9 protein-coding genes are annotated in these 12,293 nt (G+C 65.0%); 1 reads left to right on the top strand and 8 read right to left on the bottom strand.

Going from position 1 to position 12,293, the window contains the following annotated elements; all coding sequences use genetic code 11:
* Positions 1-14: 14 nt before the first annotated feature.
* From LH19_RS08220 to LH19_RS08195, 6 genes are all read right to left on the bottom strand, one after another.
* Entirely contained in the window at positions 15-1,388 is a 1,374-nt protein-coding gene (locus LH19_RS08220) for a phosphotransferase family protein (protein ID WP_054726949.1), read from the bottom strand.
* Positions 1,385-3,580: a CoA transferase gene (locus LH19_RS08215; RefSeq protein ID WP_054726948.1), complete on the bottom strand. Its 2,196-nt coding sequence runs from the start codon at positions 3,578-3,580 to the stop codon at positions 1,385-1,387. Before LH19_RS08215 ends, LH19_RS08220 begins: the two co-directional genes overlap by 4 nt.
* A 4-nt stretch (positions 3,581-3,584) precedes the next feature.
* Positions 3,585-4,010, bottom strand: coding sequence for a Zn-ribbon domain-containing OB-fold protein (locus LH19_RS08210; protein ID WP_054726947.1), 426 nt, complete (start codon positions 4,008-4,010; stop codon positions 3,585-3,587).
* 5 nt (positions 4,011-4,015) lie between these two features.
* A complete protein-coding gene (locus LH19_RS08205) occupies positions 4,016-5,233 on the bottom strand; it encodes a thiolase C-terminal domain-containing protein (RefSeq protein WP_054726945.1) in 1,218 nt (405 codons plus the stop codon).
* Between the two features lie 70 nt (positions 5,234-5,303).
* Complete coding sequence (locus LH19_RS08200; RefSeq protein ID WP_054726943.1) at positions 5,304-6,530, bottom strand: alpha/beta fold hydrolase; 1,227 nt, start codon at positions 6,528-6,530, stop codon at positions 5,304-5,306.
* Positions 6,527-7,249, bottom strand: a complete 723-nt coding sequence (locus LH19_RS08195) for a FadR/GntR family transcriptional regulator (protein ID WP_054726941.1) — start codon at positions 7,247-7,249, stop codon at positions 6,527-6,529. Before LH19_RS08195 ends, LH19_RS08200 begins: the two co-directional genes overlap by 4 nt.
* Before the next feature lie 121 nt (positions 7,250-7,370).
* On the opposite strand from LH19_RS08195, the gene LH19_RS08190 reads away from it, so the two are divergent.
* On the top strand, positions 7,371-8,486 hold the full coding sequence (locus LH19_RS08190; RefSeq protein ID WP_054726940.1) for an amidohydrolase family protein: 1,116 nt from the start codon (positions 7,371-7,373) through the stop codon (positions 8,484-8,486).
* Positions 8,487-8,523: 37 nt separating this feature from the next.
* On the opposite strand, the gene LH19_RS08185 is transcribed toward LH19_RS08190, so the two are convergent.
* Entirely contained in the window at positions 8,524-9,774 is a 1,251-nt protein-coding gene (locus LH19_RS08185; protein WP_167346269.1) for an MFS transporter, read from the bottom strand.
* 80 nt (positions 9,775-9,854) lie between these two features.
* On the bottom strand, positions 9,855-12,260 hold the full coding sequence (locus LH19_RS08180; protein ID WP_054726937.1) for a TonB-dependent receptor: 2,406 nt from the start codon (positions 12,258-12,260) through the stop codon (positions 9,855-9,857).
* Positions 12,261-12,293 lie beyond the last annotated feature (33 nt).

The following is a 12,293-nucleotide window of genomic DNA, read 5'->3' as shown; positions in this document are numbered from 1 at the left end:
ACCTTTCCTGATTTCTATTGCAGCGGTGCGAATTTGGTGTCGGCGAGGCTGCCCATCGCGTCGGCCATCAGCGTCGCTTCGCGCGTCTCATGCGCGTTGCAGAGGATGATCGCGGCATCGGTGGCGATGCGGTTGCCCGCGACGGCGTCGCGGAAGGCCGCCCAAGCGGTACGGTAATCGGGGAAATCGAGCGCGAGCGCAGCTTCGATTTCGGCCTTTTCGGCGGCGTGGAAGCCGGGTTCGAAACGCTCGATCGCACGCCACCATTTGATGAGGCGCGCCATGCCCTTGGCCTTCACCGCCGCCTGCTGGTCGGCGAGGCGCGGGACGATGGTGTCGCGGATGTCGCCCAGCGCGATGGCGAAGCTCTTGTCGTGTGCGCCTAGCGGGGCGTCGGGCAGCGCGACGGGCGGCAAGGCGATGCCTGCGGCGTCGGCGAGCGCCGTCGAGAGGACGCGGCGGTGGATCGTCGAATAGACGAGGTTCATGCCGAGATTGGGCGGCGGCGGCGCGTCGGGATCGTCGTAGCGCGAGCGCCGCGCGAAGCTGGTCTGGAAGAGCAGGCGCCAGTAGATCAGGCGCGGCAGGTCGACTTTGTGGCCGCCGGCGGCCTCGTAGGCGGCGAAAGCCTGCGGCAGCGGCACGAAGCCCTGGAACAGCATGCGGATCGCAAGCATCGCGAGGTCGGCCATCGGGTCGCCATAATGGACGAGCTCCCAGTCGAGCAGCGCGGTGACGCGGTCGCCGTCGTAGAGGAAATTGCCGGGTCCGGCGTCGCCGTGGACGATGACCGGCGCGGGCATGTCGGCGGGAATATTGGCTTCGAGCCAGTTCAGCGACAGGTGGATGAGCGGGTCCCAGCCCTTGCCGCTGTTGCCCGCGCGCAGTTCGGCGATGCGGCGGCGGATGAAGGTCTCGGCGGGCTCGACCGGGCCCATGCCTTCGACCGGGCTTGCCGCTACGTCGATGCGATGGAGCGCGGCGAGTTGCGCCATGAAATCGGCGGCCAGAGCGTCGCGTTGTCCGGTATCGATGATGCCGCCGAAGCGGTCGTTGCCGGACACCATGCCGCAGACGAGCGCACGTTGGTCGGGGACCGAGGCGTAATAGGGCGCGACGCGAACTCCGGCATGGGCGAGCGGGCCCGAGAGTGCGCGGAGAACGGCGGCTTCACGCAAAAAAGCAGCGTCGTCGCCTGCCCCCGCCTTGTGGACGTCGTAATTCATGTAAGCGCTGGCCGCGCGGCCATCGGGCCACTGAAGGTCGAGCTCGGCGCCCTCGCGCGAGGCGCCGCCGCCGCCGCGCGGGCGGACCGCAACGACGCGCGCGCCGCTGGCGGCTTCTACAGCTCCGGCTAGTCCGGTGGGAAGGAGGTCGTGCGGGTTCATCCGACGATCTTTGCTTCGCGAAACGCGGCGATTTCACTGTCCGAATAGCCGATTTCACGCAGGATCTCGTCGCTATGCTCGCCGACCGCGGGGCAGCAGCGTTTGAAAACGACCGGGGTATCGCCGAAATTCCAGAAGGCTCCGGGCTGTTCGACGATGCCGTAGAGCGGCTGCGGCAGGACCGAGATCAGGTTCAGTTCGCGGTTGAGCGGATCGTCGAAGAAGCGGTGCATCGCATTTTCGAAATTGACCGCGTCGGCGGGGATACCCGCAGCTTCGAGGTCGGCGAGCAGGTCTGCGGCATCGCGTGCCTTCGCCCCGGCTTCGAAATCCTCGCCGAGCAGCTTGGCAAGCGCGGCCTGTTGCTCGGGCTTGTGTGCGGCGACGGCCACCCATGCACCGTCGGCGCATTCGTAGATGCGGTGGTACGGCGAAAAGCCCGTCTGGTCGCTGGTCAGGTGGTAGGTATCGGTGAGATCTCCATCGGCGCCGATCAGCCGCTCGCCCTGCGTGAAGGCGGCCATGCCGAGCAGCGAGGTCTGGGTGGTGTAGCCGCGCCCCGTGGTGCGCTTGGCGTAGAGCGAGGCCATCAGCTCGACGAGGCAGCTTTGCGCGGTCGAGACATCCATGGTGCCGGGGCGGTTGAAGACGGGACGATTGCCCTCGCCCGCATTTTCGAACTCCCAGCCCGCAATCGCGTTGAAAATCGAGTCATAGCCCGGCCAGTTGCCGCGCGCGCCGCGCTGGCCATAGGCACTCGAGTAATTGAACGCGATGTCGGGGTTATATCGGCGGATGCCCTCTTCGCTAAGGCCGAGCTTCGCAGCGCCTTTGAAGCGCATATTGTGGTGAACGAGTTCGGCCCATTTAAGGAGCCTTTCGAGGATCGATTGCGCCTCAGGCCGGGTCAGGTCGAGCGCGAGGCTGCGCTTGCTGCGCGCGGCGGCCTGATAATAGCGGTGCATGAAGCGGATGCGGTCGCCGGTCAGCGCCTCGACCTTGATGACGTTGGCGCCCATGTCGCCCATCATCGACGGCCCCATCGGCCCGGCGAGGAACATGCCGAGGTCGAGAACGCGCACGCCGGTGAGAACTTCGGCGGGAGCGATGCCGGGTGCGGGCGTCGCTTTGGCGGGCCATGCCGTATCGCCGCCTTCGCCAAGGCGCGGCGCCGGGCGGCCCTGCGGCAGGTCGGCGTCGCTGTGGAAGGGCGTGTTGGGCTGGCGCGTCTTGCCAAGATCCGGGTCGTCGACGTCGATCACGTAGCGGTTCGCCTCGGCATCGTCGTGGCGCAGCACCTCCCCCATCGGGAAGGCGGGTTCGGCGGCGATGTCGGCGGCACGCAAGTCGGCGAGCCAGTTTTCGAGCGGGCGGAGCTTGAAGGCCGCAGCCTGCCCGGCCTCGGTTTCGAGATCGACCTCGGTCTCGGCCATGACGTCCCACATGGTCGGCATGGTCGCATAATCGAACTGGCGGGTCGGATCCATGATCTGGAGCCAGTCGCCGCCCGCGCACTGGAAGAGCTGCTGCGCGATCGGCCGGGGGCCGAGCGGATAGCTCACCGGGTCGGGCATTGGCCCTTCGCTGTTGCGCGCCCAGACGAGCGGGAGCGTCGCGAGAAAGCCCTGGAAGATCGAGGTGTGCGCGGCCCCGCCCTGCGCCGTCTGGAGCCGCATCACCAGCCGCGCGAGCAGGCCCGCAGCGGCGAGATGCGCGGCGGACCAGCTTCCCTGCTGATAGCGATAGACGATCGGTCCCGCGCGATGGCCGTCATTTTCGTACATCGCGCCGACGCGCGCGGCGACGAGCAGTTCGTCATCGCTGCGTTCGACGTCAGGGTGGTTTGCCGGCGAGCCGGTGATCGCGGTGACGACGAGATGCGGGTGCCTTTTGGCAAGGCTCGCGTCGTCGAGGCCGAGCAGCTTGGCGCGCGCCGGGGTGAACTGGTGGAGCAAGGCGTCGGCGCCCGCGAGACGTTCGTTCAGAGCAACCAGCCCTTCGTCCGTGTCGAGGTCGAGAACGAGACTCTTCTTGCCGCGATTCCAGTTGGCGAAGGGCGCGGTGCCGCGCGCCGGATCGCCGCGCGGACGCTCGACCTTGAGCACATCGGCGCCGAGTTCGGCCAGCATCAGCCCGGCGACCTGGACCGCCATGCCCTGCCCGATCTCGACGATGCGAAGGTCGCCCAGCATCGGCTCAGGCCTTGAAGTTGGGGAGGACCCAGCCGTCCTGGATCGGGGTCCAGTCGACGCTGACCTTCATCCCGATATGGACGTCCTCGGCATCGCATCCCGACACGTTCGCATTCAGCCGCGTCCCCGGGGCGCCATCGAGATCGACGACGACGGGTACATAGACATAATCCTCGCCATTTTTCGGGTTCTTGTTGCAGATCGCAAAGCTGAACACAGTCGCGGTACCCGGAAGCGTCGGCCAATTCTTGGCGCGGCTGCCGCATTCGGGGCAGATCGCGGTCGGCGGCATGCGGAAATGACCGCAGTCGCCGCATTGGCACGCGGTGAGCCTGCCCTCCTTCGCCGCCTGCCAGAAAGGCTCGGTATCGGGGTTGGTGGTGATCCGGATCTGGTCGCCGGGAAGCGCGCGGGCGGGGCCATAGGTCATGTCGGTCAGTCCTTGCGCAGGATGAGGCTAGAGACGGGGAGCGACGCCGGGCCGCCCGAAACGAGCGCGAATTCGGCGTCCTTGACCTGGTTGATCGCGGTGCCGCGCACCTGCTCGACGCCCTCGACGATGTGCGTCATGCCGATGATATAGGCTTCGTTGAGGTTGCCGCCGTGGGTGTTCACCGGCACGCCGCCGTTGACGCCCTTGCCCGTCGCGGGATCGTAGCGGAGCTTGCCGGAGAGGACATATTCATTGCCCTCGCCCTTTTCGCAGAACCCATAATCCTCGAGCTGCATCAGCACCATCGGGCTGAAATGATCGTAGATCAGCGCGACGTCCATGTCCTTGGCGGTCAGCCCCGATTGCGCCCAGACGCGGTCGGCGGTGAACTTGTGACCCGAGCTGGCGAAATGCGGGTCGGGCATACCCATCCAGGCGAAGGCCCTGCCCCATTCGCGCTGGCCGCCATGCGCGGCGGCGTGGACGACGGCGGGCTTGTGGCGGCAGTCTTTCGCACGGTCCATCGTCGTCGTGATCACCGCGACCGCGCCGTCGGTTTCGAGGCAGAAGTCGAGGCGGCGCAGCGGATCGGCGAGCATCACCGAGGCGTCATATTGTTCCTTGGTCAGCGGATCCTTGCGCACCGCCTTGGGACGGTTGTGCGTGTTGGCGCGCGTCGCCATCACGACTTCGCCGAAGGCATCCTGGGTGGTGCCGTAGAGGTGCATGTGCCGCCGCGCGAGTACCGACATCAGATGACCGGGACCGACGAGGCCCGACGGCTGCAAGAAGCTGTTCTCTGGATTGGGCGCCGCGGCGCCGAAGACGACGCCGAGGCGATGCTGCGGCAATTGCTGCAGCGCCATCAAAGTGACGGTGTAGGTGCAATCCTCGTTCATCAGCCCCGCGGTCGCGAGGCCGATCGCGCCGGGGCAGCCGCCGCCGCCGCTGGTCAGTGTCGCCGACCAGCTGATATGCGGCATTCCAAGCGTTTCCATCAGCGACGCCGTATCGAACTTGTCGAGATAGCCCGCGCCCGCAGTCGAATAATAGGAGAAGCCGTCGATCTGCTTGTGGCTGATACCCGCGTCGGCGCAGGCGTTCATGATCGCCTCGGCCGCCATGTCGTTGATCGTCCGCGGCCAGCTTTTGCCGCGCACATAATAGTCGGTCGCCCCGACCCCGACGATCGCGCATTTGTCCTGATTCACCCAGGCCATCCGCTTCTTCTCCCGATTCCCAGTTATCTAACTAGGTTGGATATGATGCTGACGCCCGCTTGTCCAGTCGTCAAGCGAAATGGAGTTTGCGATATTTACCGCGGAAATAGAGCAAGGGGTCGCGGCGCGGCTCGAAAATCGCCTTCAGGACCCGCCCGACGAGGATGAAATGGTCGCCGCCGTCGTGCACCGCGTCGCGCGCACATTCGAAGCTGGAGAGCGATCCGGTGAGCACCGGGGTGCCATATTCGCCGACTTCCCATGGGGTAACGCCAAAGCGATCCTCACCCTTCCCGGCGAAGCGGTTCGACGTCGGCTGCTGGCCGATCTGGAGGACGTTGACCGCAAAGCGTTCGGCATCGCGCAAATAGGGCGCACTGCCGGCGGTGTTGGCAATGCAGACGAGCAGCATCGGTGGGTCGAGCGACACCGAGGTAAAGCTGTTCGCGGTCAGCCCGATCGGGCTGCCGTCGGGGCACATCGCGGTAACAACGGTGACGCCCGTCGCGAAGCAGCCGAGCGCATCGCGGAAGGTGCGCGCATCGCTGCCGGCGCGAAACTCGGGCGAACCGCGCGGCGCGCGGCGTTCGAGGAAGTCGATCAAATAACCGCCGAGCGCGTCGGCGCGGTCGTCGGTGACGACGAGCGCGCTATTCTCGACCTCGACCAGTTCGCCATCGGGCAGTTGGCCGACGAAGGCAGCGGCATCTTCCTTCGAGACGAGTTCACTGATCGCGCCGCGCACATAGAGCGTCGGCAGCGCGATCTTTGCGGCGACGCCGTCGAGCCGGTCGGCCATCGCCGAGGTGTCGAGCGTGTCGAACAGCCGGACGTCCCATTGCGCCTGTCCCGGCGCAAGCGTTGCCGCTTCACGCAGGCGTTCGCCGACCCGCTGCGCGAGCGCCGGATCGACGTGGACCGGCGAGTCGACGAGCACGAGGCCCGAAGCCAGCAAAGCCGCGTCGCGTTCGAGCGCGGCGCTCGCTATCCAGCCGCCGAGCGTCGAAGCGACGACGACGGGTCGCGTGCCCATTTGCGACAGCACGGCGCGCAAATCCTCGACCAGCGCCTCGAAATCATAGCGCCCGTCGTCTGGCCATTCGCTGCCGCCATGGCCGCGCAAATCGAGACTGATGACCCGGCGCCCTGCCTGCTCGAGCGCATCGGCGACGCCCGCCCACACGGCGCGCGTCTGCCCGGCGCCGTGAAGCAGCAGGACCGCGGGATCGTTTTCGGAGCCTATCACTTCGGCCTCGAGCCGGACGCCCGCGAAACCCCGATATTCGACGATGCTCATTGCCGATCCTTCTTCGCCGCATCGCCCAGATGCAGCCATGCGTCAAACTGGTCCGACCGCCGCCGCATCATCAACCGGGCGATGTCGGGATCGCCGTCGATGATCGCGTTGCACAGGCTGCGCTGCATGTCGCGCGTGCGCCGGCGCCGGTCCGGATCGGCGTAGAGGTCGCCGCCCTTTTCGTCGAGGCCAAAGCTGTAACCGATTTCGAGGATCAGCTCGACGACCGGATTGCCGCTCATCTGCGAAATCAGCCGCGCCATTTCGACCTCGGCGGCGATCAGGTCGCGCGGGGTATCGCGCGCATCGATCGTCGCGGCAAAGGCTTGCAAAGCTTCGACATCGGCGGCGCTGCGGTAACGCGCAGCGGCAACGGCGGCTTCTTCGGAGACGGGCCGTGTGACCTGAATGACATGGCCGAGATGGGCGCCCTTCATGCGCAGAAATCGCGCGAGCGACTGGATCGCGTCGCGTGCGTCGGGGCGTTCGGCATAATAACCGCCCTGCGCACCGCGCCGAATGCTGATCAGACGGTCGCGCTCGACGAGCTTCGCGGCCTGGCGGAGCGTCGGGCGGCTGACGCCGAAGCGTGCAAGCAAATCGTCCTCCGCACCGAGGTGCGTGCCGGGGACGGCCGCCAGGCTAAGCTGCGAGAGCTGGCGCGCGGTGCGGCTGGCAAGGGTTTCGGCCGGGCCGCGCGATTCAAGGTGGATTGCCATAATAGATACCTATTTATGCCACATATTGCGCATTGTCTATCCTATGTGACGCTTGACTTATATAACTAGGTATCTTTTAATCGAGCAAATGCAAAAAAGCGAGTCGTGAGGAGATTGCCCGATGAAACCCTTTGTGTTCAGCGCCGACAGCCACATCATGGAGCCAGCGGACATCTTCCTCGACGGCCTGCCCGCGTCGCTGAAGGACCATGCGATCCACGCCCGGATGGAAGGCGAGTATCTGGTCACCGGAACGAAGGACAAGATCATCTATCGCCTGCGCGTCGGGCAGCACCGCGAGAAGCAGCTCGGCGATGCGCAGCGCAAGGGTATTCGCGAGATACCCGGCCGGCTCGAAGATATGGAACTCGAGGGCATCGACGCCGAAATCTGTTTCCCGTCGCTCGGCCTGTGGCTCTATTGCCTCGACAATCCCGACGCCGAAGCGGCCTCGGCGCGGCTCTACAACGACTGGAACGACAGCTTCCTCGGCGGCCACCCGAACCGCTTTGTCCGTTGCGGCATGCTGCCCGTGCTCGACTTCTCGAACACGCTCGCCGAACTCGACTATCTGGCGTCGAAAGGCTTTACCGCTGCGATGCTGCCGGCGACGACTCCGGCCAACCTGCCCAAATATAACAGCGATGCGTGGGACCCTGTCTTCGCCAAAGCGGCGGCGCTCGGCATCGTATTCGTGATGCACACGGGCACCGGCCTCGAAAGCGTGATCGTCGAACGCGGCCCCGGCGCGGGGATCATCAACTACACCAACCAGATGAACGACGCGCAGCACAGCGTGATGTATCTGGTGTCGGGCGGCGTCCTCGACCGCAATCCGGGCGCCAGGGTCGCGTTCATCGAAAGCGGTGCGAGCTGGCTGGTCGCGCTGGCCGAACGTATGGACGAAGTGTCGGTTGCGCACGCAAACTTCGTCTTTCCAAAGCTCGGCCGCGCGCCGAGCCGGATCATAGACGACCAGGTGTGGGCGAGCTTCCAGCACGACCGCGCGTGCATCGCTTCGGTGGCGGCCGGGCTGCCGGGGGCGAAGAATGTGATGTGGGGTTCGGACTATCCGCACGCCGAGGGGACCTTCCCCGTCAGCCGCCGCATCATCGACGAATTATTCGAAGGGATGTCCGTCAGCGACGAAGTGCGGCGGAATATATTGGGACTGAACGCCGCGCGGCTGTTCGGTGTGTCGCCGGAGGTGGTGACGAGCGCGAAGGCCGCGGCCTGATCAAGGCCCCCTCCCCTTTGTAGGGAGGGGCAGCCCCCTATTCCTCGATCGGCCGTGCTGTCCGCCCCGCCATGATCGCGGCGATGCCGCCGACCAGCAGGCAGCACGACAATATTGCCAGCGACGGCTGCAGCGAAAGCTCGCCATAACCGGGCGCGAAGGCCTTGCTGAGGTAGCCCGCGACCGTCCCGCCCAGCCCGACACCGGCGAGGCCGATGAACATGTTGATCGTCGCCGACATCATCGCGCGCATCTGCACCGGCACCTGAGCGAAGCAGAGCGCGATGATCGGCCCGAGGTGCAGCGTCATCATGAATTTGACCACCACGAAACAGGCGAGCGCGACATAGGCGTTGCCCGCCAGCGCGAAACCGACACCGAACGGGAAGGAAATCAGTAGGCCGATGCCGGCGAACCAGCCGTTGAAGCCCGGTTTCGCCTGTCCGTAACGGTCGCTGACCCAGCCCGCGACGAGGTTGCCGATGACTAGCCCGGCGGCCATCGCTCCGCCGAGCCAGAAGCCGGTTTCGGTCTTGTCCATGCCATGCACACGCTGAAAGAAGGATGCGCCCCACAGGATGAAGGCAAAGCCGGTCAGCGGGACCATGCAGAGCAACAGCCCGACCCAGCGCAGCGACGCGTTCGACGCCATGGTGCGGAGCACTTCGCCGAGGCTGGTTTGCTGTACCGGCACGGGTTCGACAACGCCGCGCCTCCGCGGCTCGGCGGCGAGCAAATAGACGAGCAGCCCGACCGCGATCCCGGGCAAACCGACGATCAGGAAGACGGTGCGCCAGTCATACCATTGCGAGAGCCAGCCTGCGAGCGCGAGCCCGCCCGACAGGCCGACGGCATTGGCGGCGAGCATGATCGAGATGATCGTCGTGCGGCGATCCTTGGGGAAAATATCGGTGAGCAATGACATGCCGGCGGGACCAGCGCCGGCTTCCGCCGCGGCGAGACCGATACGCGCGAGCAGCATCTGGACGAAGCTGTGCGCGAAGGCCGAAAGCGCAGTCGCGGCGCTCCAGATCGAAACGCAGACCGCGATCACCAGCCGCCGGTCGCCGCGATCGGCGTAACGCGCGATCGGAAAGGCGGCGAGCGCATAGAATGCAGCGAATGCGATGCCGGTAAGCAGGCCGAGCTGGCCGTCGTCGAGGCCGAGTTCGGCCTTGATGTCGTCCTGAAACAGCGTGAAAACCTGACGGTCGACATAGCTCAGGATTGCGACCACCACGAGCAGGCCGAGCGTGAGGCCGCGGCGGCTGGACATTTCTGAAGGCATGGCTCTCCTTTCGCGAAAAAAAGAGGGAGGTCCGGCAATGCCGTCCCTCCCCCATTGCTCCAGAGGAGCGCCCTGTGGTCCTAGAATTTGAAGCTGGCGGTCACGCCGTAGCTGCGCGGTTCGTTGTAGGAGGTCCCGACATAGATGTTGCTCAGCAACAGCGTATATTGCTGTTCCTGATCGTTGGTTAGGTTCTTGCCCCACAGCGCGACCTCGAAATTCTTTTCGGGGCCGAAGCTGAGTGCGACGCGGGCGTTGAGCAGACCGAGCGATCCCGACTGGGCGACGGCGGCGAGCTGGTCGGCCTGCGCCTGCGTCAGCCCGAGGCCGCCCGGCGCGGTCGAAGTGAACATGTTCACCGGGATGTCGATCTGCGGCATCTTGCCCTGCCATGCATAGACGATGTTGGCATCGAGCCCGACCCCGCCAAGGTCCTGCTTCAGGTTGGCACCGACGGTGAACTGCTCCTTGACGATGCCGACGAGCAGATAATCGCTCTTGTCGACCGTCACGATCGTCTGCGTCGGCGGTGTGCCGGCGAGCGCCTTGCCTTCGTATCGCGTATACTTCGGATCGCTGATCGCCCCGGACGCGAAGAGGGTGAAGCCGTCGACGACTTCGAACGATGCATCGGCTTCGACGCCCCAGGTTTCGGTGTCGGCATTTTCGATCACCGTCTGGCTGATGCCGTTCGGTGCAAGCACCGGGCTGCGCTGCGCATCGCGGACCTTGTTGTGATAGCCCGCAATGTTGAAGCGCGCGCGGCCATCGAGGAACGTCGTCTTGATCCCGATTTCCTGCTCGTTGACGATTTCGGGATCCGACGGGATCGAGTCCTCCAGCGTCACGGTACGAAGCTGCAGCGCGCCCGAACGATAGCCTTTGCTTTGCTTGGCATAGATCAGGATATCGTCGGTCACGTCATAGTCAGCGCCGATCGTATACGACAGGTTGGTGAAGGTCTTGTGCCGTTCGCGATCGCACGGGATCGCGACCGTTGCCGGGGTACAGCGAACGAACTGGTCGGTGTTGTCGACGACGTCGCCCGACCGGGTGATCACGCGCTTGTCATCGATCGAATAACGCAGGCCGCCGGTAACGTTGAACCGGTCGGTCAGCGCATAGTTGAGCTGACCGTACATGCCGAAACTGTCGTTGTCGAGCGTGCCCGAGAAGTTCGACCAGCTCGTCCGCCCGACGAATTCCGCCGGCACCGTCGGCCCCGCAGCGAACTTGCCGTTGAACAGGTTCGAGCGCGACTGGTCGAAACCCGTTTCGCGGAAATAGGTGATGCCGGTCGCGAAATTAAGCCGGTCATCGAATGCTGTACCCGTCGCCTGCAACTCGGTCGAATATTGCTTGAGGTCCTGCGTGCCTTCGGTGAAGTGGCCCGCGAAGCTGGTCCCGTCGAGATCGACCAGATTTTCGCTCTGCACGCCGCGATAGCCGTTGATCCAGCGGATCTGGCCGAAGCTCGTATCGAGGATGAATTTGGCGGTATAGGTCTGCGTCTTGGTCTTGTTGAACGGACCGCGCGGATCGGCACCGATCACCGCGGAGGGCGGCGTGTAGGCGGCAAGGTTGGGATTGCCGCCAAATTCTTCGCGCTCGGCGGCGGCGATGCCGTCGACGATCGGCTTGGCAGGGCCGAAAGCTGCGGGCGCGTTGAAGAACAGGTTCTGGCGGACGGGGCCGTCGATATAGGTGTCGTACCATTCGCCCGACAGCAGGATTTCGAAGGTGTCGGTCGGCTTCCAGCCGAGCTTGACGCGGCCATTCCACGTCTCACGACCTTCATATTTCGCGCCGGTATTGATGTCGGTCTTGTACCCGTCGCGCTTCTGGTAATAGAGCGCGCCGCGGATCGCGAGGCTGTCCGACAGGCCGAGGTTGAGCACCGCCTGACCCGTGCGTTCGTCGAAACGGCCATAGGTCGCGCTCATCTTGCCCGAAATCTCGTCATAGCGCGGATTGGCGGTCTGGATCAGCACCGCACCAGCCGAGGTGTTACGGCCGAAGAGCGTGCCCTGCGGCCCCTTGAGCACCTGCACGCTTTCGACATCGACGAGCTCGACGTTGAGGCCATAGGCGCGCGCGATATACATTTCGTCGAGATAGGTACCGACCGACGGCTCGAGCGTCGCGATATTGTCGTTCTGGACCTGCCCGCGCATCGCGAGCGAGAAGGCGGTGGGATTGTTGCCCGCACCGCGGATGTTGAACCCGGGGGTGAAGCTCGCAATGTCTTCGACCTTCGAAATGCCCTGTTCGGTCAGCGTCTCGCCGCTGAATGCGGTGATCGCGATCGGCGTTTCCTGGATGTTCGCGTCCTGCTTGGTCACGCCGATGACGACGATCGCGTCATCGTCATATTGGGTCTCTTCGGGCGCCGCCTGGGCAAAGGCGGGGGCAGCCGAAAGCGCAATCGCGCCAAGCGAGACCGCCGCAAGCAATCGGGCCGAATCGCGATTCTGCTTGAAAATCATGGTCAACATCCTCCCCACGAGGCTTCCTGGCGT

This window comes from Sphingopyxis macrogoltabida, from assembly GCF_001314325.1.
Classification (GTDB): Bacteria; Pseudomonadota; Alphaproteobacteria; order Sphingomonadales; family Sphingomonadaceae; genus Sphingopyxis; species Sphingopyxis macrogoltabida.
The sequence above is the reverse complement of the archived record's forward strand: the minus strand, read 5'-3'. Positions and strand labels throughout refer to the sequence as shown.